We start from the raw sequence: 25,025 nt of genomic DNA, 5'->3' as shown, positions 1-25,025 counted from the left end.
TCACTCTTTCCCCGCTGCGGCGTCAGCGAGCGCGTTGGCGCCACCGACGATCTCGCTGATTTCCTGGGTGATCTCGGCCTGGCGAGCCTGGTTCATCTGCTGGGTGAGCACCCGCATCAGCTCGTTGGCGTTGTCTGTCGCGGACTTCATCGCGCGCCGCCGCGCGGCCTCCTCAGAGGCCGCGGACTGCAACAGCGCCGTGAAGATGCGCGACTCCACGTAACGTGGCAGGAGCGACTCCAGCACGTCGGCAGCGGTCGGCTCGAACTCGAAGTACGGCGGGATCGCGGTCGTCTCCGTCGCCTCGGTCTCCTCGACCTCCAGCGGCAGAACACGCTTGACCACGACGTTCTGGGTCAGCATCGAGACGAACTCGGTCGAGACGATGTGGATCTCGTCGATCCCGTTCTCGTCCTTGAACGACTCGATCAGCGTCTGCGCGATCTCCTTGGCGTCGACGTAGGCCGGGTTCCTGGAGAAGCCGACCCACTGCCCGCCCATGTCGCGGCCGCGGAAGGAGTGCCAGGTGACACCCTTGCGCCCGGTGACGAACGGGATCACGTTGAGACCGCGGCTCTCCAGCAGTCCGCGCAGGGCCTCGGCCTCGCGCAGCACGTTGGCGTTGAAGCCGCCGCAGAAGCCGCTGTCGCTGGTGACGATGAGGACGCCCGCCTTGGTGGGGTTCTCCTTCGCCACGGTCAGCGGATGGTCAACGCTGGCCGCGTTGCTGACGACGCCGGTGACGGCGCGAGTGATCTCACGCTCGTACGGCAGCGCCGCCTGCATCCGCAGCTGCGCCCTCACGATCCGCGAGGAAGCGATGAGCTCCTGGGCGCGCGTGATCTTCGCGGTCGACTTGACCGAGCTGATCCGCCGCCGCAGCAGCCTTAGCTGGGCACCCATGTCCTACTTCTTCTCCGCCGGACGGACGACCTTCTTGATCTTCTCCTGGCCGACCTCTTCGGCGCCCAGCGGCGCCACCGGCTCGTCCTTGACCAGGAGCTCGCCCGAAGAGGTGGTGAAGCTCTTCTTGAAGTCCGTGACAACGTCCTTCAGAGCGGTCACCGTGTCGTCGGACAGGTCCCTGGTCTCGCGGATGGTGTCGAAGATGCCCTTGTGCGAGGCCTGGATGAAGTCCAGGAACTCCGACTCGAAGCGGCGGACGTCCTCGATCGGCACGTCGTCCAGCTCGCCCGTGGTGCCCGCCCAGATGGAGGCCACCTCGCGCTCCAGCGAGAACGGGCTGTACTGGGGCTGCTTGAGCAGCTCGACCAGCCGCTGACCGCGCTCCAGCTGAGCCTTGGACGCGGCGTCCAGGTCGGAGGCGAAGGAAGCGAAGGCCTCCAGGTCACGGTACTGCGACAGCGACAGACGCAGCGTGCCCGCGACCTTGCGCATGGCCTTGGCCTGCGCGGAGCCACCGACTCGGGACACCGAGACGCCGACGTTGATGGCGGGCCGCACACCGGCGTTGAACAGGTCGGTCTCGAGGAAGACCTGGCCGTCGGTGATGGAGATGACGTTGGTCGGGATGAACGCCGAGACGTCGTTACCCTTGGTCTCGATGACCGGCAGGCCGGTCATCGAGCCTGCGCCCATGTCGTCGGAGAGCTTGGCGCAGCGCTCCAGCAGACGGGAGTGGAGGTAGAAGACGTCGCCGGGGAAGGCCTCACGGCCCGGCGGGCGGCGCAGCAGCAGGGAGACGGCGCGGTACGCGTCCGCCTGCTTGGTCAGGTCGTCGAAGACGATCAGGACGTGCTTGCCCTGGTACATCCAGTGCTGACCGATCGCCGAGCCGGCGTAAGGCGCGATGTACTTGTAACCAGCGGGGTCGGAAGCGGGCGCGGCGACGATGGTGGTGTACTCCATCGCGCCGGCCTCCTCCAGCCGGGCGCGCACCTGCGCGATGGTCGAGCCCTTCTGGCCGACCGCGACGTAGACGCAGCGGACCTGCTTGGCGGGGTCGCCGGAGGCCCAGTTCTCGCGCTGGTTGAGGATGGTGTCGACGGCGATCGCGGTCTTGCCGGTGCCACGGTCACCGATGATCAGCTGGCGCTGACCACGGCCGATCGCGGTCATGGCGTCGATCGCCTTGATGCCGGTCGCCAGCGACTCCTTCACGGGCTGCCGCTGGACGACGGTGGGCGCCTGAAGCTCGAGGGCACGAACGGCCTCGGCCTCGATGGCGCCCTTGCCGTCGAGCGGGATGCCCAGGGGGTCGACCACGCGGCCGAGGAAGTTGTCGCCGACGGGCACGGACAGGACCTCGCCCGTCCGGCGGACCGTCTGGCCTTCCTCGATCTTGCTGAAGTCGCCCAGGACAACGACACCGATCTCGCGGGTGTCGAGGTTAAGCGCCAGGCCGCGCGTGCCGTCCTCGAACTCGAGCAGTTCGTTCGCCATCGCCGAGGGAAGGCCGGAGACATGGGCAATGCCGTCGCCGGCGTCGACGACGGTCCCGATCTCCTCGCGCGCGGCGCCTTCCGGTTCGTACGCCTGGACGAAGCGCTCAAGCGCGTCCCGGATCTCGTCCGGCCGGATCGTAAGCTCCGCCATCTCTACTCTGTCTCCCTATTCGCCTAGCCGGCCAACCGGCGGCGGACTTCTTCGATTCGTCCCACAATGGTGGTGTCGATGATCTCGTCGCCGATGCGGACCGAGAACCCACCGAGCACTCGCTTGTCCACCTCGACGTTCAGGTGCACGTCACGGCCGTAGGAGGTGCTCAACCACGTAGCCAGGCGCTGCTTCTGCGCCTCGGTCAGCTCGACCGCACTCCGCACCACCGCCACGAGGCGCTGGCGCTGCTGGGCCACGAGCTGGATGAACTCCTCCAGGCCCGACTCCAGGCTACGCCCACGCGGATGCACCGCGACCTGCGTGATCAGGCGCAGGCTGGTCGGCGCGACCTTCCCGCCGACCAGGTCGCGCAGCAGCTGCTCCTTGCCCGCCTCAGGCGCGGCCTGATCGGTGAGCGCGCGACGCAGGGCAGGGTTGGCGGCGACGATGCGGCCGAAGCGGAAGAGCTCGTCCTCCACGTCGTCGATCCTGGACTGGCCCTCGGCCTCCGCGGCCGCGGCGACGACGCCGAGCCGCTCGATCGCATCTGCCAGGTCACCGGCGCGCGACCACCGGGCCGAGACCGCGGCCTCGGTCGTGGCGATCGCCGCGTCGCTGACCTTGCCCGCGAGCAGCGCGCGCACGGTGGCCGCCTTCTGCTCTCCGGACCTGGCCGGGTCGGACAGAGCCCGGCGCAGGCCGTGTTCGCGGTCGAGCAGATCCGCGACCGCGAACAGCTCGTCGGAGAGCACACCGAGGTCGGCACTGCCGGCGACCGCGTTGAACCGCTCCTCGACCTCTGCCAGCGACGTCCTGCTCAGACCGCGCATCAGCGCACCGCCTGCGGCGTGGCCTCGAGCTCGTCGAGGAACCGGTCGACGATGCGGCTCTGCCGGACCTCGTCCTCAAGGGACTCGCCGACGATGCGGCCGGCCAGCTCGGTCGACAGGCGGCCGATCTCGGTGCGGAGCTGGGCGAAGGCCGCCTGGCGGTCCGCCTCGATCTGCGCGTGCGCCGCCTCGACGAGGCGGCGGGCCTCGGCCTGCGCCTCCTCACGGAGCTCGGCCTTGATCTGCGCGGCCTGCTCGCGAGCTTCCTCGCGCAGCCGGGCCGCCTCGTGCCTGGCCTCGGCCAGCTGGTCGCGGTACTGCTGCTGCAGGGCCTGCGCCTCGGCCTGGGCCTCCTCGGCCCTCTTGATGCCACCCTCGATCGCGTCGGTCCGCTCGCCCAGCGTCTTCTGGATGCGCGGAACGAGGATCTTACCGACGACGACGAGAACGACGAGGAACGAGAAGATACCGACGACGAGCTCGAAAGTGTGCGGAAGGAGCGGGTTAGCGCCCTCCTCCGCGAGGAGCGTAGCTGCCTTGATCATGGTTGCAGCCTTTCGTCAGGGGTTTTCTTCTGGTCTTAGAGGGCCTGGAAGATGAACGGCGCGACCAGACCGAGCAGGGCGAGGGCCTCGGTGAGAACGAAGCCGAGGAGCATGTTCTGGCGAATCAGGCCGTAAGCCTCGGGCTGGCGCGCGATGGCCTGCACGCCCTGACCGAAGATGATGCCGACGCCGATGCCGGGGCCGATGGCGGCGAGACCGTAACCGATGGCGGTGACGTTGCCGGAGACCTCAGCGAGAACGCTCATTGCTGTATTCCTTTACTGGACGGCCGGTGAAGCGGAGTCTCACCGGTCATGGATATTCCGGTACGTGGATCTCAGTGCTCTGCGTGCAGGGAGCCGCCGATGTACATCGCGGCCAGCATCGCGAAGAGGAACGCCTGCAGGAACTGGATGAACATCTCGAAGGCCGTGAAGATGATGGTCATGACCACACCGATCACGCCCACCCCGGCGCCGAGCGGCGTCAGCTTCTCGAACAGGAACCAGAAGCCGACCATGCTGAAGAACGCCAGCAGCATGTGGCCGGCGAACATGTTGGCGAAGAGTCGGACCGCGTGCGTGAAGGGCGCGATGATCAGGTTCGACAGGAACTCGATCGGCGACAGCAGCAGGTAGATCGGCTTGGGCAGTCCCGGCGGGAACATCATGTTCTTGAAGTAGCCGATCGGGCCCTGGTGCTTCATGCCCAGATAGACCTTGAGCACGTAGATCGAACCCGCGAGCACGGCCGGGAAGGCGATGTGCGAGGCGACCGGGAACTGGATCACCGGGATCACGCCCATGATGTTCCAGATGAACACCAGGAAGAACAGCGTCAGCAGCAGGCCCATCCACCGGTCGGCGTCCTTGCCCAGGAAGGGCCGGGCGACCTGGTCGCGGACGAACATGTAGCCGTACTCGGCGACGTTCTGCACGCCCCTGGGGACGATCTTGGGGTTGGCGAAGCCCGCCCAGCAGAAGCCGATCACCAGGATCGCGCTGAGGATGGCGAGGAGAACCGGCTTGGTGAACCAGTCGACCCCGGGGATGATCGGGGTAAAGGAGTTGAACAGCTCGTCAGGCGATGGGGCCCGGAACTGGTCTTCAGGAGGAGCGAGGACCGTCAGCGCAATCACGCGGCGTTCCCTTCAACGTCGTAGTGTGGATCACAAGGGTTTTCCTCAGCGAAGCGATCTACTGCCGTATGGGCTAGCGACCGAACTTCCGGTATGCCAGGTAGCCACCGAGCACCAGCCCCAGGACGATGCCTATGGGGAAGAACGCGGACATGTCCAACCACCGGTCCAGCAACCAGCCGGCGCCTCCGTAGATAGCCATCCCGGCGATCAAGTAGCTCGGGACTGACCACATGGCGTCGGCGAAGTCGCGACCGTCCTCTTCGGGTCGGCGTTCCTGTGCGCTCATCGCGGCCCTGACGATAGCAGGCAAGTAGAGGACTAGTCATATCGGGCCCGCCCGCTTTACCTGACTTCACGAGTCGCCCTTGCCGGGAACCCCGGCCTCGGGGTCGACGTAGAGCATCTTGGTCTTCATGAAGGCGCGCACTTCGAAGCCCGTCCAGACGAGCGTGCAGACGACGACCGTCCAGGCGAACGCCTGGGTGTTCCAGGCCGTGGTGTCGCGGAAAGAGGCAAGGACGACCATGATGGCGACGACCTTGACGAGGTAGCTGACCATCGCCGCGATCGCCATCAGCTGGGGGGAGACTCGAGCGGCGTAGGACACCGCAATCACGCTGATGCTGAAGAAGACCCCGACGAGCAAGGTGCCGATCGCGGCGCCCAGCGCTCCCTTGCCGCCGATCGTCAGGAGCGAGACAGCCACGGCGACCACCCCAACCGCGAAGGTCGGAATCGCGGCGCTCTTGAGTACGCGCACGTCGTTGGCCTGCATCGGTGCTCCATCAACAAGTTATCAAGCGAGCGTTTGCTACCTCCAGAACCGGTGGGTCTGGAGTCCCTGCTCGTGAAAGATATCACAAGCTCACGGAAGACCGCTTTTACCTGCCGTTTCTAGTTCGCGATCAAGAACGGCTCGGAAAGGCAGGAATGACCGGTTTGCCCTCGGCGCTCGCGCGGGCGCCGTCAGGAGGCGGCTGCTGTCTCCTGACCGGGGAGTCCTCGGGCGGGATCGGCGGCATCGGCCCGGTGGGAGGCCCGTCGTCGTCGGGGTTGTTGTCGCGCGGCGCCGCGTGCGCCCCGCCCCTGCCCCGCCAGCGCGGCAGGGCCATCAGCACCAGGACGGCCAGGGCCAGCACGATGACCGCGGGGAAGAGCAGGACGGGCACGCCGACCCTGGACATGCCCACGATGCCGAACGAGAACAGGAACGTCCAGGCGTACATGATGAGCACCGAACGCCGGTGCGAGTGGCCGATGTCCATCAGCCGATGGTGCAGGTGACCGCGGTCGGGCGCGAACGGCGACAGGCCCTGCGACGTGCGCCGCACGACGGCGGTGATCAGGTCGATGAGCGGCAGCACCAGCACCGCCGCGGGGACCAGCAGCGGCAGCAGCACGGGGAACTTGTTCATCTCCACGATGGCCGAGGTGTCGACCGGCGTAACCGTGACGATGGAGGATGCGAGCACGAGGCCGATCAGCATGGCGCCCGTGTCGCCCATGAAGATCTTCGCGGGATGGAAGTTGTGCGGCAGGAAGCCCAGGCAGGAGCCGATGAGGACGGCGGCGATGGCGGCCGTGGCGGTGATGTTGCTGCCCGTGATGTCCTGGCTGATGATGATCGAGTAGGCCCAGGTGGCCATGCCCGCGATGCACACGATCCCGGCGGCCAGCCCGTCGAGCCCGTCGACGAAGTTGACCGCGTTGATGGTCACGACCACGACCAGGATCGTGATGATCGTGCTGAGCGTGTAGTCGAGGCTGGTCGAGCCGCCCCAGCTCTCCGGCAGCGGGATCGACGTCAGCCGCATGTCGAAGAAGACCAGCACCCCGGCCGCCGCGATCTGGCCGGCGAGCTTGATGAGGGCGTCCATGCCCCACCAGTCGTCGAGGAAGCCGGTGAACGTGATGAGCCCGCCCGCGATGATCAGCGCGGGCACCGGATTCGCGCCCGTCCCCGCCAGGGCCTCGCCCGAGTGGGTCATCTGACCGGCCAGCAGCAGCCCCACGACCAGCCCGCCGTACATGGCCAGGCCGCCCAGCCTGGGCGTCGGCGTGGTGTGCACGTCGCGCTCGCGAATCTCCGGCATGGCACCGATGCGGATGGCGAAGCGGCGCACCAACGGGACCAGCAGATAGGTCACCGCCGCGGCGATGAGCGCCATGAACAGGTATTCGCGCACGAACCTAGTTTCCCGGATCCTCCGGCCATCTGGGACCGGAAAACGACACAGACCAGCTTAATATTCGCTGAGATATGGCTGATGGATGGCCAGAAGCGCCGACACTCTTTCCCGTACCTCCCCAGCATCGGCTGGATACCGCACCGCCCGGGTCACCAGCGTCCCGACCTCCTTCATTTCCTGGGGCCCCATGCCCTGCGTGGTCACGCACGGGGTGCCGACGCGGATCCCCGACGTGATCGACGCGGGCTCGGGATCGTACGGGATCACGTTCCGGTTGAGCGTGATGCCGGCCCGCGCGCACCTGAGCTCGGCCTCGGCGCCCGACACGTCGAGATCCCGCAGGTCGATCAGGGCGAGGTGGGTGTCCGTACCGCCGGACACGGGCCGCATCCCCTGCCCGGCCAGCGCCTCCGTCAGCACCCGGGCGTTCGCGATCACCTGCCTGGCGTAGTCGGCGAACTCCGGCCGCATCGCCTCCGCGAACGCCACCGCCTTGGCCGCCACCACGTGCATCAACGGCCCGCCCTGGATGAACGGGAACACCGCCCGGTCGATCTTCCTGGCCAGCTCCCGCGTGCACAGGATGGCGCCGCCGCGCGGCCCGCGCAGCGCCTTGTGCGTGGTGAACGTCACGACGTCCGCGTACGGCACCGCCGACGGGATCGCGCCGCCCGCCATCAGCCCGATCGGGTGCGCCACGTCGGCCAGCAGCCACGCGCCCACCTCGTCCGCGATGCCGCGGAAGACCGAGAAATCGATCAGCCTGGGGTACGCCGTGGCGCCGCACACGATGAGCTTCGGCTGGTGCCGCAGGGCCAGATCCCGGACTTCGTCGTAGTCGATGAGTTCGGTGTCGCGCCGCACTCCGTATGACACGACGTCGAACCATCTTCCCGAAAAATTCACCTTGGAGCCGTGGGTGAGGTGGCCGCCGTGCGGCAGCGCCATGGCCAGCATGGTGTCGCCGGGTTGCAGGAGCGCGGCGTAGGCGGCCAGGTTCGCGGAGGCGCCGGAGTGGGGCTGCACGTTGGCGTGCTCGGCCCCGAACAGCGTGCGCGCCCGCTCGATCGCCAGCTCTTCGGCCCGGTCCACCACCTCGCAGCCGCCGTAGTAGCGCCTTCCGGGGTAGCCCTCGGCGTACTTGTTGGTGAGGGTGGAGCCGAGGGCGGCCAGGACGGCGGGCGAGGTGAAGTTCTCGCTCGCGATCAACTGGATTCCGCCGCGCACCCGCTCCAGCTCGTCGAGCAGCACTTGTGCGAGCTCCGGGTCCTGCCTCTGCAGCAACCCGAAGTCCGGACCGTAGTAGGGTTCCCCACCCATTTCCCCACTGTACGACCTAATGTCCGTTTCTCCCAGACACAACCTCTCGGAGGGCGCGGGCGCGCTACTGGAACGCGTGCGGCGCGTTGGCCGTCGTGGGGATCCACCGAGGCGTGTCCGCCGCCTCGTCGCTGATGGCGGTCAGCACGGAGTGGCGGTAGACGGCCAGCCTGGTGCGCCATTCGCGGATGTCCTGGACGTAACGCTCGCCCACCGGGGCGTCCCACGTCTGAGGGCTCTTGGCCAGCCCGTACGCCTTGTCCAGAGCCGTCCTGAGCGTCTCCAGCTGCGGCAGGACGGTGTTCCAGGCCAGGACCAGGCGCTGGTAGTCGGGATTGAACTCCCAGGCCCTCTGCGGGCTGTCCAGGGGCCCTGAGGGGGCGGCGGGCGGGGTCTCGTCGCGCTCCCTGGGCCTGGGCGCCGGCGGGTCGACGTACATCACGCGCTCCTTTCCGGCGTGCCGGGGTCGATGTCACCGGGTGGGCCGTCGGGCCGGATGTCCCTGGGCGCCCACTCTCCCTTGCCGTACTCGCCCGCCGGGACCTCCACGGACGGCATGTCGAGGGGCTGGATCTCGCGGTGGTGCTCCACGACCGTCCGCAGGGCGTCCAGGCTGGGCGGGGAGACGTCCACGGAGACGACGTCGCTGCCGTCGGTCGCCCAGGCGGTGACGTCGGATCCGGCGGGAGGAACTGCTTGCGGCCCGTACGCGATCTGCGGCTGGACGGAGGGGTTGGTCGGCGGAATCCGAACAGGCGCCCCTTGACCACCTTGGCCGCCCTGACCACCCTGACCACCCTGGCCACCTTGACCGCCCTGGCCGCCTTGGTCGCGGGTCCCTTGGTCGCGGGTCCCTTGGTCGCCCGTCCCTCGGTCTTGGTCGCCGACGCCGGTCCCCCGGTCGCCCGCCGGCTGGCCGTCGCCCGTCCGCTGGCCCGCGTCGCCGGCCGAGGGCTGGTCAGGCGTCGTGTCCTTCGCGCCCGGGGTGGTGTCCGTGCCGGAGGCGCAGCCGTCGTTCCCGCCCGCGGTGGCAGCGGTGCCGTCCGCGGGCGTGGTGTCGTCGCCGAAGGTGTCCGTCAGGCCGGGCATCTCCAGTGGCGGGATCTCCCGGTGATGGCCCACCACCGTCTTCAGCGCGTCCAGGTTGGGCGGATCGGTGTCCGCGGAGACGATGTCGCTGCCGTCGTTCGCCCAGGTGTCGACGTTCGCGGCGGCGGTGCTGTCGGCGTGGACCTTCGGCATGTCCGCCGGTTGCACCTTGTCGGCGTTCTGGAGGAGGTCGTCCAGTTGCTCGGCTGTGGGCGGGTCGATGGGGATCTGGAGGACCTTTACGCCGTCCACTTCCACGATCTGCGGCTTGGTCGGGTCCTGCCGGTCCTTGGCCGGGGTGTTGACGGCGCCGTCGTCCGACTCGGCGCCGTGGTCGCGCCTGCTGCCCACGTCGTCGTCCTTGGGCTGGTCAGCGGGCTGATCCCCGGTCTTGCCGTCGCTCCCGCCGTCCTGGCCGGTCCCGGTGTCCTTATCCCCGTCGCACGTCTTCCCGTCAGCGTCGGAGCCGGTCTTCCCGTCGGAATCCGACTTCCCGTCAGCACCGGTCTTGCTGTCCGAGTCCGACTTCCCGTCGGCACCGGTCTTCCCGTCGGAATCCGACTTCCCGTCGGCACCGGTCTTCCCGTCGGAATCCGACTTCCCGTCGGCACCGGTCTTCCCGTCGGAATCCGACTTCCCATCGGCACCGGTCTTCCCGTCGGAATCCGACTTCCCATCGGCACCGGTCTTCCCGTCCGAGTCCGACTTCCCATCGGCACCCGTCTTGCCGTCCGAGTCCGACTTCCCGTCAGCACCCGTCTTGCCATCCGAGTCCGACTTGGTGTCGTCGTCCTTCGAGGGTGGCTCGTCGGCGCGCGGGTTGTCGTACTTGTCCCGGTCCCCCCGCACCTGCTTGGGATCGTCGTCCTCCGTGGCCCCCGCCCCCATCCGGGGCGGGTCGACCCGCTTCTCCAGCACGCCGAGCCGGGTGTTGACGTCCTTGACCATCACGTCGACGGCGTCGGCGACCTGGGCGGGGCGGTGGGTGGTCTGGGTGGACAGCCCGGCACGGCGCATGGCACCCCTGACCTGCTCCTCGACCGTACGCATCTGCGTGGCCGCGTGTTTCACCTCGGTCAGCAGGTCACGGACCAACTTGGGATCCATGCCGTCGAACTTGCCCATGGGCCACTCCCGGACGTAATCGCCGCTCCGGGCCTCACCGTAGTGTCGGCCGGAGCGCGATCGCAGCCGGGATAAGCAGACGGTATACGTCAGTCGTCGGTGGCGACGTACCCGATGATGCCCCGCAGCTTCTCCACCGGGATCGCCCCGCGCCGCAGCAGCCGGGGCACGGCGGTGGTGAGGTCGAGGATGGTGGAGGGGGTGTTGTCGGTGGTCTTGCCGCCGTCGAGGTAGATCTCGACCGAGTCGCCGAGCTGCTCCTCGGCCTCCTCCGCCGTGGTGGCGGCGGGGGCGCCGGAGCGGTTGGCGCTGGAGACGGCCATGGGGCCGGTCTCCTTGAGCAGGTCGAGCGCGACCGGGTGGAGCGGCATGCGGACGGCCACCGTGCCCTTGGTCTCCCCCAGGTCCCAGGAAAGGGCCCTGTTGGCCTTGCAGACGAGCGTGAGCGACCCGGGCCAGAAGGCGTCTATCAGGTCCTGCCCGTACGGCCCGAGGTCGTCTATGAGCGCTGTGGCGGCTCTGACGGTGCCCACGAGCACGGGCGGCGGCATCTCGCGCCCCCGGCCCTTGGCGTCGAGCAGCGCCGTGACGGCCGCCGGCGTGAACGCGTCGGCGCCGATGCCGTAGACGGTGTCGGTCGGCAGCACCACGAGCTCGCCCCGCCGCACGGCGGCGGCGGCCTCCATCACGCCCACGGTCCGCTGCTCCAGGTCGGAGCAGTCAAAGCGTCTGGCCATCGGTCCTGTCACCTCGCTCGCATGGATCCTAGTCCTGGCCCAGCCGGGCCGTGACGAAGCGGTCCCTTCTGGTGAGGTCCTGGCGAAGGCGCACGTCGCGCCAGCCGTTGTCCTCTGGGAACGTCAGATAGACCGCCCTGCCCTGCTCGTCGGCGTGCTCGACGGCCACCCAGCCGCCGGGCCGCAGCAGGCGGCGGGCCGTACGCTCGACCGCGCGCACCTCGTCCAGGCCGTCGTCGCCGGAGCCGTACAGCGCCCTGGAGGGGTCGTAGTCGCGCACCTCGGGGTCGCGCGGGATCCCGCCCGGCGGGATGTAGGGCGGATTGGAGATGACCAGGTCGACCTTGCCGTTGAGCTCGGGCAGCGCCTCCGCCAGGTCCTCGGGGTGCAGGTGGGTGCGCCCCTGGCCGAGCTCGGAGATGTTGCGCTTGGCCCACGTGTACGCCTCGGGGTCGACCTCCACGGCGTGGACCTCGGCCAGGGCCACCTCCTGGGCGATCGACAGCGCGATCGCGCCCGAGCCGGTGCCGAGATCGACGACGAGCGGGGCGTTGACGTCCATCTCGCGCAGCGTCTCGATGGCCCAGCCCGCCACCACCTCGGTCTCGGGCCGGGGCACGAACACGCCGGGCCCGACCGCCAGCTCGAGGTAGCGGAAGTAGGCGTGGCCGGTGATGTGCTGCAGCGGCTCGCGGGCCTCGCGCCTGGCCACGCCCTCCCAGAACAGCGCGTCGAAGTCGGAGTCCTTGACCGTGTGGAGCTCGCTCCTGCGCACGCCGTGGACGAACGCCGCGATCTCCTCAGCGTCGGTGCGCGGTGAGGGAACACCTGCCTCGGCCAGCCGGGCGGTGGCGAGGGCGATCTCGTCCAGCAGAAATGTCATGAGTGTTGTGCGAGCTTCTCCGCCATCTCGGCGTCGATGAGGGCCTGGGTGACGGCGTTGAGCTCACCGTCGAGAACCTGGTCGAGGTTATACGCCTTGAAGCCGACCCGGTGGTCGGAGATGCGGTTTTCCGGGAAGTTGTAGGTGCGTACGCGCTCGGAGCGGTCGACCGTGCGGACCTGCGACTTGCGCTCGGCCTGCGCGGCGGCCTCGGCCTGCTCCTGCGCGATGGCCAGCAGCCGGGCCCGCAGGATGCGCAGGGCCGACTCCTTGTTCTGGAGCTGGCTCTTCTCGTTCTGGCAGGAGACGACCACGCCGGTGGGCAGGTGGGTGATGCGGACCGCAGAGTCGGTGGTGTTGACGCTCTGGCCGCCGGGACCGCTGGAGCGGTAGACGTCGATGCGCAGGTCGTTGGGGTCGACCTGGACGTCGACGTCCTCCGCCTCGGGGTAGACGAGCACGCCCGCGGCGCTGGTGTGGATGCGGCCCTGCGACTCGGTGACGGGCACCCGCTGCACGCGGTGGACGCCGCCCTCGTACTTGAGCCTGGACCACACGCCCTCGTCGCCCTTGGCCTTGATCCCGACCGTGACGTCTTTGTAACCGCCCAGGTCGGAGGGCTGGCTGTCGATGACCTCGGTCTTCCAGCCGAGCCGCTCGGCGTATCTCAGGTACATCCGCAGCAGGTCGCCCGCGAACAGCGCGGACTCCTCGCCGCCCTCGCCCGCCTTGATCTCCATGATGATGTCCTTGTCATCGTTGGGATCGCGCGGGATGAGCAGGTGCCTGAGCTTCTCCTCGAGCTGGGGGATGCGCTCCTCCAGCTCGACCGCCTCGGCCGCGAACGCCTCGTCCTCACCGGCCAGCTCCTTGGCGGCGCTCAGGTCGTCGCGCGTGGAGTCGAGCTCGCGGTACGTCGTGACGATCGGCGTGAGCTGCGAGTATCGCCTGCCGAGAGTGCGGGCCTTGTTCTGGTCTGCGTGCACGGCGGGGTCGGCAAGCTGCAGCTCCAGCTCGGAATACTCCTTGAGCAACTCGTCGAGGTTCACCGTGGGTCCTTCAGTCGGGGTTTACGCCTTCACACTGACAACGCCGACCCAGCGCACGGGCGTGCGTCCGGGCCGGCGTCGGTGAAGCTACTTGCCCGTGGTCTTCTTGCCGAAGCGCTTCTCGAAGCGAGCCACCCGGCCGCCGGTGTCGAGGATCTTCTGCTTGCCGGTGTAGAACGGGTGGCAGGCAGAGCACACGTCGGCGTGGATGACGCCGTTCTTGGCGGTGCTACGGGTGGTGAACGTGTTACCGCAGGAGCAGCTCACCTGGGTCACGTTGTAGTCAGGGTGGATGTCGCGCTTCATCGCTGTCCTTTCGGGGTGCGGCCGCCGGGTCGCCGCAAAAAATGCACGGCGTGAACCGGAACCGCTAAATGGTCAGCTACCAGTGTGCCAGATCGTCCAACCATCCCAGGCCATCGCGCATTCCCGTCAGCGGCCCAGATAGGTCAGCACGGCCAGCACCCGGCGGTGATCCTCGGGCGCCGGCCCGAGGGCCAGCTTGGCGAAGATGCCGGAGATGTGCTTCTCCACCGCGCCTTCCGTGACGACCAGCCTGGCGGCGATGGCGGTGTTGGAGCGGCCCTCGGCCATCAGGGCGAGCACCTCGCGCTCGCGGGGCGACAGCGAGTCGAGCGGGGCGCCCCGGCGCTGGCGGCTCAGCAACTGTACGACGACCTCGGGATCGATGACCGTGCCGCCCGCCGCCACCTGCCGCACCGTCTCCAGGAACTCGGCCACGTCCGCCACCCGCTCCTTCAGCAGGTAGCCGACGGCCTTGCCGATGAGGTCGCCGGCGTAGCGCTCCTCGACGTACTGCGACAGGACCAGGATCGGGAAGTCCGGCCTGGCCACGCGCACCTGCAGCGCCGCCCGCAGGCCCTCGTCGGTGTGGCTCGGCGGCATGCGCACGTCGACGATCGCCAGGTCGGGCTCGTGCTCCAGGACGGCGGACACGAGCGCGGCCCCGTCTGAGACGGCGGCGACGGTCTCGATGCCGCCGTCGGCGAGCAGGCGGGCGAGCCCCTCGCGCAGCAGTACGGAGTCCTCGGCGATGACCACGCGCATGGCCACATGACTACCATTCGCGGGCCCGCTCCGCACGGGCCTACCACTCGCAGGGCAGCTCCGCGCGCACGAGGGTGGACCCGCCCACGGGGCTGTGCAGGACGAGCACGCCGTCGATGGTGGCCGCCCGGTCCGCCAGCCCCGACAGGCCGCCGCCCGGACAGAGGACGGCCCCGCCGATGCCGTTGTCCCACACGTCCACGACCACGCCGCGATCGTCCCTGATCACCGTCACCGACGCCTCGGTGGCGCCGGAGTGCTTGGCCATGTTGGTCAGGCTCTCGGCCACGATGAAGTACGCGATGCTCTCGACCGCGGCGGGCGGCCGCTCCCGCAGCTCGACGGAGACGTCCACGCGGATGGGCGCCCGCGCGGCCAGCCCCGACAGCGCCGCGTCCAGGCCGCGGTCGCTCAGGATCGCCGGGTGGATCCCCCTGGCCAGGTTGCGCAGCTCGGCGATGGCGGCCTTCGTGCCCGCGTGGGCCTGCGCGATGAGCATCCTGGCCTCCTCGGGCTCGCTGTCGAACTTCGACTGCGCCCGCCCCAGGTCCACCGCCACCGACAGCAGCCGCTGCTGCGCGCCGTCGTGCAGGTCCCGCTCGATCCTGCGCCGCTCCGCCTCCGCGGCGTCGATCCCCCTGGCCCTGCTGGCCCTCAGCCGCTCCTCCTGGCTGCCGCCGAGCAGCACCGTCGCCAGCGTCCCGTGTAACCAGGCCATCCCGCGTACGAGGTAGGCCGCCAGCACGAACAGCAGCACCCCGAAGACCATGGCGACGACGGAGCCCGGCCAGCTGTCGACGGTGAGCTCGCTGTAGACGCCCGCGACCTCCCACAGCGTCATCAGGAGGGGCTGGATGATCAGCACCACCGCCGTGAACCACAGCATGACCGACACCGCGGTCTCGACCAGGCCGAGCGGCAGCAGCATCAGCAGGTATCCCAGGTCCTGCCAGGTGGCCGCGTCCCCCAGCAGCCAGCGGAGATGCGCGCCCACCCCGCGTTCGGGCCTCGGCCGGTACGGGTCGGCGATCTTCACGCCGAACGCCGCGCGCATCAGCCGTCTCTCCAGCATCGCCCCGCCGCGCCACACCAGCACCGTGGCCATCACCAGCGGCACGCCCACCCAGACGACGGTCAGCGTGAGCGAGAGGGGCAGGGCGACGGACAGCAGGACGAACCAGCCGATCCCGGTCAATCCCGTGATCAACAGGTACGGTGCCGCCCGCCACGTCATCGGGTCCACCACGATCCCCAGCGGGCCCCTGGCCCCGAACGGCACGCGGTCCTTCAACGCGACTGATCGCATGCCCTCAGACTGCCCTTGAAAGGCGCCGCCGTGAATCCGGAAGGCAGCCGTCGCCGGGGTAGGGCTATCCCCCCTTCCCGCACCCCGACGAACCCCCCGTACACGCGAAAGGGGCGACACGGGGAGAAACCCCCTGCCGCCCCTCCCGAGGAGCCGCTAGTCGCGGTCGTTGCTCACCGTGGTCTTCTGGACCTGCAGGAGGAACTCCGCGTTGGACTTGGTCTCCTTCATCTTCTCAAGGAGCAGCTCGAGCGCCTGCTGCATGTCGAGCGCGTGCAGCACCCGGCGAAGCTTCCAGACGATCTGGAGCTCGTCCTTGCCCATGAGGATCTCTTCCTTACGCGTGCCGGACGCGTCGACGTCCACCGCGGGGAAGATCCGCTTGTCGGCCAGGGAGCGGTTGAGCTTGAGCTCGGCGTTGCCGGTGCCCTTGAACTCCTCGAAGATGACCTCGTCCATCTTGGACCCGGTCTCGACCAGGGCCGTGGCGAGGATCGTCAGCGAGCCGCCGTTCTCGATGTTGCGCGCGGCGCCGAAGAACCGCTTGGGCGGGTAGAGCGCCGTGGAGTCGACACCACCCGACAGGATGCGCCCGGACGCCGGGGCCGCCAGGTTGTAGGCGCGGCCGAGGCGGGTGATCGAGTCGAGCAGGACGACCACGTCGTGGCCCAGCTCCACCAGGCGCTTGGCCCGCTCGATGGCGAGCTCGGCGACCGTGGTGTGGTCCTCGGCGGGACGGTCGAAGGTCGAGTGGATGACCTCGCCCTTGACCGACCGCTGCATGTCGGTGACCTCTTCAGGCCGCTCGTCCACGAGCACGACCATCAGGTGGCACTCGGGGTTGTTGCGGGTGATCGCGTTGGCGATGGCCTGCAGCACCATCGTCTTACCGGCCTTGGGCGGCGAGACGATGAGACCGCGCTGGCCCTTGCCGATCGGCGACACGAGGTCGATGATCCGCGTGGTCAGGATGTTCGGCTCGGTCTCGAGGCGCAGGCGCTCCTGCGGGTAGAGCGGCGTCAGCTTGTTGAAGTCAGGCCGGTTGCGGGCCTGGTCCGGGTCCATGCCGTTGACGGTGTCGAGGCGGACCAGGGCGTTGAACTTCTCGCGCCGCTCGCCGTCGCGGGGCTGCCGGACGGCGCCGGTGATGACGTCGCCCTTGCGCAGGCCGTTGCGGCGGATCTGGGCGAGCGAGACGTAGACGTCGTTGCTGCCCGGCAGGTAGCCGCTGGTCCTGACGAACGCGTAGTTGTCGAGGATGTCGAGGATGCCGGCGATCGGGATGAGCACGTCGTCGTCGCCGATGACGGGCTCGCCGCCGCCCTCGAAGCGGTCGCGGCCGCGGCCACGGTTGCGCTCCCTGAAGCGGCCCCGGCGACCACGCCCGCCGCGGTCGTCGTCGTCGCCGCCAACGCCGCGCTGGTCACGCTGGTCACGCGAGTCACCGCGCTGGTCGCTGCGACCCGCGTCGGCGGCGCGCTCGCGCTGCTCGCCACGTCCGCCGTCACGGCCGCCGTCACGAACGCTGTCGCGCCCGCCGTCACGGATGCCGTCACGTCCGCCGTCACGGACACTGTCGCGCCCGCTGTCACGTCCGCCGTCGCGAACGCTGTCACGTCCGCCGTCACGAACGTTGTCGCGCCCGCCGTCACGAACGCTGTCACCGCGGTCGCTGCCGGCACGGTCGCCCCGCTCGCGGCGCTCGCCACGGCCGCGGCGCTCGCGACGGCTCTCGCCGCGCTCGGCGCGCACTTCGCTCTGGCCGCTCTCCACGGCCTGGGCCTGCGGCTCCACGACCGGGTCAGCCGGAGCGGCGGCCGCGACGGGCTCGGGGGCCGCGGCCACGGGCTCCGCCGGCTGCGCGACGGGCTGGGGCGCGGGCTCCTCGACGGTCTTGGTGCGGGAACGTTCCCTGCGCGTACGGGTGGGCCGCTCGGCGGCCGGAGCGGCGTCAGCCGCGGCTGCGGCGGGCGCCTCGGTGGCCGCGGCGGGAGCCGGTGCTGCCTCGCCGGAGCCGCCACCCTGCTTCTCCTGGATGGCCGCGATGAGCTGGCTCTTCCGCATGCGCCCGGTCCCGCTGATGCCCAGCTCCGCTGCCATCTTCTGCAGCTCGGGCAGCACCTTGGCGGACAGGCCGGTGCCGGAGCGACGCGCACGGGTGGTCTTCGCCGGTGCGCGGGTGGGGGTGTCGCCGGACGCCGGCTCAGCGCCTGATGCGTCGGAGAGGAGTTCGGTGGTGTCGCTCAACTAAAAGGTCCTTCCCAGGGGTCGGGCGCCGGTTTCGTTCTGCCGGGCGTCCCGGAGGTGCTTGCGATCCGGCGGGACAGACCGGGTCGGGGTGCACTCTGCGATCTTCGGCTGTCGCTGTGGACGGCCACCACTCTTGGGGAGGGGCTCGTCCAAGCGGCCACATGGCCGTGGCGCGTGGCTGACACCCCCCAGATTGCTGTCGCCAACCAGATGTCGATGTGATTCGAACGCGCAGATCCCCGTCGTCGCCGCCTCGTTTCGAGCCAACCGGGTGTGGGCCAACCGGAGGCAACGGAGTCCGGGGAGACAGCCGCGCTGCTCACGCCTCGCGACGTGAAACATGATGCAGCGATGTGTGGCTGACAAGCACGCACCCACCAAGGGGGCATCTGGTGCGGCTATCAGCCTAACATCACCAGCGCACACGGCTATTCCCTGAAGGTCTAAAGAGGCATCAGCGTGTCTCGGGAACCTGAACGTTCGCACCAACCGGGTCGACGTCCATTTGCTGGATGTGCCAGTCATTACCCACTTCTGGCGCGATCAAATCCTGCGTATCCGATGTCGAAAACGCAAGAACCGTGGGACCCGCTCCCGAAACGACCGCGGGCACGCCCACTGCACGGAGACGTTCTACCAGATCCGCGGTCTCCCGCATCGCAGGCGCGCGGTAGTGCTGGTGGAGTCGATCTTCGGTGGCGGCGAGCAGAAGCCCCGGCTCCGGCCGCTGGGTCAGCGCCGCGATCAGCAGCGCAGCCCTGCCGGCGTTGAACGATGCGTCCTTGTGGGGCACGTCCTTCGGCAGCAGCCCCCGTGCGGTCTCCGTGGCCAGCCGCGCCGCAGGAACGACCACGACCGGGCGGATGCGCTCGTCAGGAGCCAGTTTCACCATATGCGGCGCCCCGGAGTGGTCATGCCAGGCCACGGTCAGCCCGCCCGCCAGACAGGGCGCGACGTTGTCGGGATGGCCCTCAATCTCGGTGGCCAGCGCGAAAACGTCGTCATCGGAAAATCGCCCGCGCTCAGAAAGTTGTTCGCCCTCAGCCAAAGCGCGGGCCGCCAGGATGCCCGCGCAGAGGGCCGCCGACGAGGATCCCAGCCCGCGCGCGTGCGGAATCCTGTTACGGCAGCGCAACCGGATGCCGCTGGGCTGCGCGATCCCCATGCGGTCGAACGTGGCCCGCATCGCCCTGACGATCAGGTGGCCCTCTCCGAGATCGAGCTCGCCCGCCCCCTCGCCCTCGACGGTGACGCGGACCCCGGACTCGTCGGTGAGCGCGGCCTCGACGTCGTCGTACAGGCTCAGTGCCAGCCCGAGCGCGTCGAACCCGGGACCCAGGTTCGCCGAGGTGGCGGGCACGCGAATCTCAACGGTCCGCACAGAAGACTCCCTGTCACGCGAGGTTGAGCGCCGCCGCGGCGGCGTGGACGTCGATGGGGATGACGACGGGCGCGGGCGCGCCCGAGATCGCCCAGTCGGGGTCCTTCAGCCCGTTGCCGGTGACCGTGCAGACGATGCGCTGACCCGGGTCGACCAGCCCCTGCGCGTGGGCCTGCAGGAGCCCCGCGACGCCGGCGGCCGAGGCCAGCTCCACGAACACGCCCTCCTCCTGCGCCAGCAGCTTGTACGCCGCCGCGATCTGCCGGTCGGTCACCGCCTGGATGACGCCGCCCGACTCGTCGCGCGCCGCGGTGGCCAGCGACCAGGAGGCCGGGTTGCCGATGCGGATGGCGGTGGCGATCGTGTGCGGATGGGAGACGGGCGCGCCCTGGACGATCGGCGCCGCCCCGCTGGCCTGGAAGCCGAACATGCGTGGCCGCTTGGCCGCCACGCCGTCGGCCGCGTACTCCTGGTAGCCCATCCAGTACGCCGAGATGTTGCCCGCGTTGCCCACCGGGATGCAGTGGATGTCGGGCGCGTCGCCCAGCGTGTCGACGATCTCGAACGCCGCCGTCTTCTGGCCCTGCAGCCGGAACGGGTTGACCGAGTTGACCAGCGCGATCGGGTAGCTGGACGACAGCTTGCGGGTCATCTCGAGACAGTCGTCGAACGACCCCTCGACCTGCAGCAGCGTGGCGCCGTGCACGAGTGCCTGGGCCAGCTTGCCCATGGCGATCTTCCCCCGGGGCACCAGCACGGCGCAGGTCAGCCCGGCGCGCACGGCGTAGGCCGCGGCCGAGGCCGAGGTGTTGCCGGTGGAGGCGCAGATGACCGCCTTGGCACCCTCCTCGACCGCCTTGCTGATGGCCATGGTCATGCCACGGTCCTTGAAGCTGCCCGTCGGGTTGGCCCCCTCGACCTTCAGGTAGACGTCGCACCCCGTGAGCGCGGACAGGCGGTTCGCGGGGACCAGCGGCGTGCCGCCCTCGAGCAGCGTGATGACGGGCGTCTTCGGAGTGACAGGAAGACGCTCGCGGTATTCCTCGATGAGGCCACGCCACGACCTGCTCATGATGACTCCCTACCTGCGGTGTTGGGCACAGAGTGTACGGGGTGCGCCGCCCCGTCGCGGATCCGTGTCCACCGGCCGGACACATCCATTGGACAGGGGCGCTATTCAGGAAATTCTCAGCATCTCCCGATAAGGTCTCGGGGCAGGGGGTCACCACCATGGACGCGCGTCCTGCCTTGACGCAGAACGACTATTCACCGATCGCGGCGCCGGAGCTCGGCACCTGGTCACCCGCCCTTTCCGTGAGCGTGGTGATACCCGCTCACGGCGGGCAGGACCGGCTCGACCTGACACTCGCGGCGCTGGCGGCGCAGACGTACCCGGACCATCTCATGGAGGTCCTCGTCGTCGACGACGGCAGTGAGCCCCCCATCCGCCTGCCCGAGATCCGGCCGGCCAACACCCGCGTCGTACGGGTGCATGACGGCTGGGGCATCTCCAACGCCGTCAACACCGGCGCCAAGGCCGCCGACGGCGAGATCATCCAGCGGCTCGACGCCGACATGGTGGCCTGCCGCGAGCACATCGAGGCCCTGGCCCGCTGGCACCACGTGACCGACTACCTGGTCACCATCGGGATGAAGAAGTTCGTGGACACGCCCCCGGTCACGCCGCGGCAGGTCTACCGGGCGGGGCACCTGGGAGAGCTGTTCGACCTGGCCGGTGCCGTGTCCAGCTCCACCGAGGCGACGATCGCCAAGACCGACGGGCTACGCAAGAGCCGCAATCCGTACCACGTGTGCACGGGGCCGACCTTCGCCCTGCCCCGGGAGGTCTTCCACGCCGTGGGCGGCCTCGACCCGAACGTGGCTCGGGGCGAGGATACCGAGTTCTCCTACCGGCTGGCCATGCACGGCGTGGTGTTCGTCCCTGACCTGGACGCGCAGGCCGTGCACCTGGGGCTGCCCGCGCAGCACCGCGACAGGGAACGCGCCGTGCGGGCCGTGGAGCCGTACCTGGCGCACCGGGTCCCGCTGCGCAGGGACCTGCGCAAGGACCGGACGCGGCGGTGGCTGGTGCCGTACGTGGAGATCGTGTTCGACGTCACCGACACCTCCGAGTCCGTCGTGCGGCAGGCGGTGGCGGCGGCGCTGGACGGCAAGCTGCAGGACGTGGTCGTGACGCTGGAGGGGCCGTGGTCGCGGCTGAGCTCCGGGCGCCGGTCCGTCCTGTCGGATCCGTGTTTCGAGCTGCGGCTGATGCGCGACCTGTTCGCGCACGACGAACGCATCCGCCTGATCGACGAGGCCGCCCCCACGCCCGCGCCCACGCCGTTCCGCTACCGCGGGCCGGTCGACGTGCCGCTGCACCGGGCGACGCTGGAGCGCATGATCGAGTCGGTGCAGAAGGATCTGACCGGCGTGCTGATCGTCGACCTGCCCGACGGGCGCACGGCCCGGCTGGAGCGCACCTCCGCCCTCGGCCGCGCCGTCCTGCTGTCCGACCCGGGGGCCGACGACGTGGACGACCTCATCGCCACGACCCATGGGGTGCGCCACGAGCCGCCCGACCGCTTCTGGCCCGCGCCCACGCAGCCCGATCCGGTCACCATCCCCGCGCCGGCCCCGGCCTCCGCCCCGGTGACGGTCTCGGTGGAGCCGCCGGAGAACACGCTGCTGCGCCGCCTCAAGTCCGCCCTGCGCCCCAACTGACCCTCCCGCACAAGGCGGGACAGGTCAGCCGCGCCGGCCTTTGCGCAGGGCACGTTTCATGGTCGACGACACCAGGCTCCGGAGGCTCTGCTCGACGCGGCCGGCGGCGGCCATCTGGCGGCGCAGCGTGCCGACCTCGCGCCGCAGCTCCACGGTCGACCTGCGCCAGCGCCCCGCCTCGTCCCGCCACTTGGCCACCTGGGCGCGCAGCCGCTCTGCCTCCTTGGCCAGCCGCGCCGCCTCGGCCTGCGCCTCCAGCCGCGCCCGGTAGGCCCCCCGCCGCCCGAGCAGCGCCCCCGCCTCGGTCGTGAACCCGTACGTCTCCCCCTCCACCCAGGTCACGCCCGACACCGAGTCCACCGCGTCGTCCAGATCCTCCCCCGGCGCCAGCACGATGCGGGCCCGCGCGAAGGCGGAGGCGCGTTCCAGGCGGGCCGCCACGACCCCCTGGGACGACTCGTGGAGCAGCACGTTCACCAGGCCGAGCCCCTCGTCGCGGGCCAGGTCGAGCAGGCGGGCGAGCGAGTCCTCGCCGGGCACCCAGCCGGGCGGCAGGCGCAGCACGAAGGGCACCGCCGGGTCGACGGACTCGGTGGCGGACAGGCGTACCCGGCCTTCGTGCCGGTAGTGACCCTGGACCAGCACCAGGTCGAGGCCGGGGTCCTTCAGCGGCGTGCGGCGGTCGCGGTCGAGGGTGTCCCAGGGCCCGAGTACGAGCACGGACAGGTCGGGCACGGTGCCGGCGAGCAGGGCGTCCACCGTCGCCCGCACCGAGTCGTAGCCCGCCGCGCCGTCCAACACCACGGTGACGTACGGCACCTTCCACTGCCGTCCGGGATGCCCCCGGAGCCAGCGGTAGGCCGGGATGCGGTCGGCCACGAACGCGTGGCTCACCCGGTCGATCGGTTGTTTGCCGCGCATCCGCATGGTGGGCCCGAGGTGGTAGGCGCGGGCCGCGGGCTCCGGCACGAAGACGGCGCCCGCCTGGCCGAGCCGGTAGCCCATCTCGGTGTCCTGGCCCAGGATCAGCTCGTCGTCCATCGGCCCGGCGGCCCTGACCAGCCGGGCGTTGACCGAGGTCGCGCCCCCGACGTGCAGGCTGAACGGGCGCTGGGGGTTGTCGGTGAGGCCGCCGGTGCGCTCCACGAGGTCGACGATCCAGGCGTGCGGCGTCGCGGGTTCGAAGTATCCCTCCAGGTCGTCGGGGAGCTCGCCGGGCAGCTCCGCGTCGGTGAAGCGGATGTAGCCGGTGACGACCAGGTAGGCCGCGGCGTGGTGCCAGCGCATGTGGGCCTCGATCGCGCCCGGGGTGAGCACCACGTCGGAGTCGAGCCAGTGGATCACGTCGCCGGTGGCCGCGGCCAGCCCGGCGTTGCGGGCGTTGGCCCGGCCCGGCGTCTCGCAGACGATCAGGCGGGTCAGCTCGGGGCGGAGGGCGGGCAGGCGCAGCGGGGGCGCGCTGCCGTTGTCGACGACGATGACCTCGATCAGCTCCGCCGGGTACGTCTGCCCGGCCAGCCCGGCGAGCACCAGGTCGAGCTTGTCCTGCCCGCCGTAGGCCGGGACGACCACGCTGACGGTGAGCTCTGGGGCGCGGTCTTCCGGGAGGGGTTCGAGGCTGCGGTAGTCGTTGCCGCGCACTCTGGCCGCGCCCGCGAGATGCGTGGTCATGCGGCTTCCATCAGCAGGCTCGGACGGAAGCCGCGCCACTGGTTGGCGGCCACCTTGAGGAAGTGGGCGAGGGGCAGCTGCCAGGTGTGCTCGTCGCTGAGCCCCCGGCGCAGGACGTAGCCCAGCCCGTGGGTACGGTAGACGCGCGCGCCTGCCTTTTGCGCTGCTTTGAGAAACTCGAGATCTACTGCCCGCGATAACCCAGGAAATCCCCCAATTTCCTGAAATTTCTCCCGAGAAATCAAGATCGTCCCTCCGGCCACATGATCGGCCCACACCTCACTCGGATACGCCGCCCCGCTCGCGAACGTCGTCCGCCGCACCGTGGCCCGCAGCGGCTCCAGGTAGAAGAACTCGGCCGTCGTCCCCACCACGTCGGCCCCCGAGTACGCCAGCGCCATGAGCAGATCGCCCAGATGGCGCGGCCCGTACCAGTCGTCGTCATCCCACTTCACCAGGTAGTCGCCGCGCGCCAGGGCCGCCACCCGGTTGAGCACCTCGCCGAACGGGACCGCCCGCGGGACCTCGATCCATTTCACGGGCAGCGAACACGCCTCGACCGCCTCCCGCACCTCCTCGAAGCCCACCCCGTGCAGCCCGAGCACCACCTCGGCCTCGACGTCCCGCTGCCGGACCATCTGGGCCAGCGCCGGGCCCACCATCCCCGGCCGCCTGCTGGACATCACGATGCTGACCTTCGGTCGGGAGGTCAGGTGCGCCAGGCGGCGCAGGCGTACGCTGTGCTCCTCCCGCCGCAGGTCGGCCAGCGATCGCGCGGTCCCGTCGGCCGCGTGGCCGAGCCAGTCGCGGTCGGTGAGCAGCGCGGCGAGGTCGGCGGGCACCCAGGGCGCGGCGAGGTCGGCGGTCAGCGGCACCCCGGCGGCGGCCAGCGCCAGCAGCCCTTCCAAGGGCACCTCGGCGGCGGGCCACTCGATCTCCAGGCCGCGCAGCGGGCGCAACGCCGGCACGTCGGGGCGCCGGCCCTCCACCGCCCAGCCGTCGTACGTCCAGTGCAGGCGGGCCAGCCCCTTCTCCGGCGTACGCGCGAAGCCACAAGGGGTGATGGACATGGGCCTCCTTGGGACTTGGTCGGCGCCTACCTTACGCCCGTTTTACTGAGCGGTAGACGCGGCCACCACATTCGGCAGGCCCGGCGGC

24 protein-coding genes are annotated in these 25,025 nt (G+C 69.8%); 1 reads left to right on the top strand and 23 read right to left on the bottom strand.

Annotation, left to right across the window (positions count from 1 at the left end):
* The 21 genes from ABZS69_RS59270 to thrC form a co-directional block, all read right to left on the bottom strand.
* Window positions 1-903 carry a F0F1 ATP synthase subunit gamma gene (locus ABZS69_RS59270; RefSeq protein ID WP_355391295.1) on the bottom strand — a complete coding sequence of 301 codons (903 nt, stop codon included), beginning with the start codon at window positions 901-903 and terminating at the stop codon, window positions 1-3.
* A gap of 3 nt (window positions 904-906) precedes the next feature.
* Window positions 907-2,556, bottom strand: coding sequence for a F0F1 ATP synthase subunit alpha (gene atpA, locus ABZS69_RS59265; RefSeq protein WP_355391292.1), 1,650 nt, complete (start codon window positions 2,554-2,556; stop codon window positions 907-909).
* Window positions 2,557-2,579: 23 nt separating this feature from the next.
* Entirely contained in the window at window positions 2,580-3,389 is an 810-nt protein-coding gene (locus ABZS69_RS59260; RefSeq protein ID WP_355391289.1) for a F0F1 ATP synthase subunit delta, read from the bottom strand.
* On the bottom strand, window positions 3,389-3,934 hold the full coding sequence (locus ABZS69_RS59255) for a F0F1 ATP synthase subunit B (RefSeq protein WP_355391286.1): 546 nt from the start codon (window positions 3,932-3,934) through the stop codon (window positions 3,389-3,391). The genes ABZS69_RS59260 and ABZS69_RS59255 overlap by 1 nt, the downstream gene beginning before the upstream one ends.
* A 35-nt stretch (window positions 3,935-3,969) precedes the next feature.
* The gene (gene atpE, locus ABZS69_RS59250) at window positions 3,970-4,200 is read right to left on the bottom strand and encodes an ATP synthase F0 subunit C (protein ID WP_185071369.1); all 231 of its coding nucleotides are present in this window, start codon (window positions 4,198-4,200) and stop codon (window positions 3,970-3,972) included.
* A 71-nt stretch (window positions 4,201-4,271) separates the two neighbouring features.
* On the bottom strand, window positions 4,272-5,072 hold the full coding sequence (atpB, locus tag ABZS69_RS59245; RefSeq protein WP_355391282.1) for a F0F1 ATP synthase subunit A: 801 nt from the start codon (window positions 5,070-5,072) through the stop codon (window positions 4,272-4,274).
* Between the two features lie 73 nt (window positions 5,073-5,145).
* Entirely contained in the window at window positions 5,146-5,361 is a 216-nt protein-coding gene (locus tag ABZS69_RS59240) for an AtpZ/AtpI family protein (protein ID WP_355391279.1), read from the bottom strand.
* Between the two features lie 66 nt (window positions 5,362-5,427).
* On the bottom strand, window positions 5,428-5,850 hold the full coding sequence (locus ABZS69_RS59235; protein ID WP_355391276.1) for a hypothetical protein: 423 nt from the start codon (window positions 5,848-5,850) through the stop codon (window positions 5,428-5,430).
* Window positions 5,851-5,980: 130 nt separating this feature from the next.
* Complete coding sequence (locus ABZS69_RS59230; RefSeq protein WP_355391273.1) at window positions 5,981-7,261, bottom strand: MraY family glycosyltransferase; 1,281 nt, start codon at window positions 7,259-7,261, stop codon at window positions 5,981-5,983.
* A 57-nt stretch (window positions 7,262-7,318) separates the two neighbouring features.
* Window positions 7,319-8,584, bottom strand: coding sequence for a serine hydroxymethyltransferase (gene glyA, locus ABZS69_RS59225; protein WP_355391270.1), 1,266 nt, complete (start codon window positions 8,582-8,584; stop codon window positions 7,319-7,321).
* A 64-nt stretch (window positions 8,585-8,648) separates the two neighbouring features.
* Window positions 8,649-9,023 (bottom strand): hypothetical protein, encoded by a 375-nt coding sequence (locus tag ABZS69_RS59220; RefSeq protein WP_355391267.1) that lies wholly within the window; start codon window positions 9,021-9,023, stop codon window positions 8,649-8,651.
* Window positions 9,023-10,780, bottom strand: coding sequence for a hypothetical protein (locus ABZS69_RS59215; RefSeq protein WP_355391264.1), 1,758 nt, complete (start codon window positions 10,778-10,780; stop codon window positions 9,023-9,025). Before ABZS69_RS59215 ends, ABZS69_RS59220 begins: the two co-directional genes overlap by 1 nt.
* Window positions 10,781-10,887: 107 nt before the next feature.
* A complete protein-coding gene (locus ABZS69_RS59210) occupies window positions 10,888-11,535 on the bottom strand; it encodes an L-threonylcarbamoyladenylate synthase (RefSeq protein WP_355391261.1) in 648 nt (215 codons plus the stop codon).
* 28 nt (window positions 11,536-11,563) lie between these two features.
* Window positions 11,564-12,418 carry a peptide chain release factor N(5)-glutamine methyltransferase gene (prmC, locus tag ABZS69_RS59205; protein WP_355391258.1) on the bottom strand — a complete coding sequence of 285 codons (855 nt, stop codon included), beginning with the start codon at window positions 12,416-12,418 and terminating at the stop codon, window positions 11,564-11,566.
* On the bottom strand, window positions 12,415-13,467 hold the full coding sequence (gene prfA, locus ABZS69_RS59200) for a peptide chain release factor 1 (protein WP_355391255.1): 1,053 nt from the start codon (window positions 13,465-13,467) through the stop codon (window positions 12,415-12,417). The genes prmC and prfA overlap by 4 nt, the downstream gene beginning before the upstream one ends.
* Window positions 13,468-13,554: 87 nt before the next feature.
* Window positions 13,555-13,773, bottom strand: a complete 219-nt coding sequence (gene rpmE, locus ABZS69_RS59195) for a 50S ribosomal protein L31 (RefSeq protein WP_355391252.1) — start codon at window positions 13,771-13,773, stop codon at window positions 13,555-13,557.
* Window positions 13,774-13,899: 126 nt separating this feature from the next.
* Window positions 13,900-14,535 (bottom strand): response regulator transcription factor, encoded by a 636-nt coding sequence (locus ABZS69_RS59190; protein ID WP_355391249.1) that lies wholly within the window; start codon window positions 14,533-14,535, stop codon window positions 13,900-13,902.
* A 40-nt stretch (window positions 14,536-14,575) separates the two neighbouring features.
* Window positions 14,576-15,841, bottom strand: a complete 1,266-nt coding sequence (locus ABZS69_RS59185; RefSeq protein WP_355391246.1) for a sensor domain-containing protein — start codon at window positions 15,839-15,841, stop codon at window positions 14,576-14,578.
* Between the two features lie 156 nt (window positions 15,842-15,997).
* On the bottom strand, window positions 15,998-18,088 hold the full coding sequence (gene rho, locus ABZS69_RS59180; protein ID WP_355391243.1) for a transcription termination factor Rho: 2,091 nt from the start codon (window positions 18,086-18,088) through the stop codon (window positions 15,998-16,000).
* 457 nt (window positions 18,089-18,545) lie between these two features.
* The gene (thrB, locus tag ABZS69_RS59175) at window positions 18,546-19,472 is read right to left on the bottom strand and encodes a homoserine kinase (protein ID WP_355391240.1); all 927 of its coding nucleotides are present in this window, start codon (window positions 19,470-19,472) and stop codon (window positions 18,546-18,548) included.
* A gap of 13 nt (window positions 19,473-19,485) precedes the next feature.
* A complete protein-coding gene (gene thrC, locus ABZS69_RS59170) occupies window positions 19,486-20,544 on the bottom strand; it encodes a threonine synthase (protein WP_355391237.1) in 1,059 nt (352 codons plus the stop codon).
* A gap of 158 nt (window positions 20,545-20,702) precedes the next feature.
* Here thrC and ABZS69_RS59165 point away from each other — a divergent pair, with 158 nt between their 5' ends.
* The gene (locus ABZS69_RS59165; RefSeq protein ID WP_355391234.1) at window positions 20,703-22,196 is read left to right on the top strand and encodes a glycosyltransferase; all 1,494 of its coding nucleotides are present in this window, start codon (window positions 20,703-20,705) and stop codon (window positions 22,194-22,196) included.
* 24 nt (window positions 22,197-22,220) lie between these two features.
* On the opposite strand, the gene ABZS69_RS59160 is transcribed toward ABZS69_RS59165, so the two are convergent.
* Both ABZS69_RS59160 and ABZS69_RS59155 read right to left on the bottom strand, forming a co-directional pair.
* Window positions 22,221-23,867, bottom strand: a complete 1,647-nt coding sequence (locus tag ABZS69_RS59160; RefSeq protein WP_355391231.1) for a glycosyltransferase — start codon at window positions 23,865-23,867, stop codon at window positions 22,221-22,223.
* Window positions 23,864-24,937 carry a glycosyltransferase gene (locus ABZS69_RS59155; RefSeq protein WP_355391228.1) on the bottom strand — a complete coding sequence of 358 codons (1,074 nt, stop codon included), beginning with the start codon at window positions 24,935-24,937 and terminating at the stop codon, window positions 23,864-23,866. Before ABZS69_RS59155 ends, ABZS69_RS59160 begins: the two co-directional genes overlap by 4 nt.
* Window positions 24,938-25,025 lie beyond the last annotated feature (88 nt).

The organism is Nonomuraea sp. NPDC005650 (assembly GCF_040605375.1).
In the GTDB taxonomy this organism is placed as follows: Bacteria; Actinomycetota; Actinomycetes; order Streptosporangiales; family Streptosporangiaceae; genus Nonomuraea.
The sequence above is the reverse complement of the archived record's forward strand: the minus strand, read 5'-3'. Positions and strand labels throughout refer to the sequence as shown.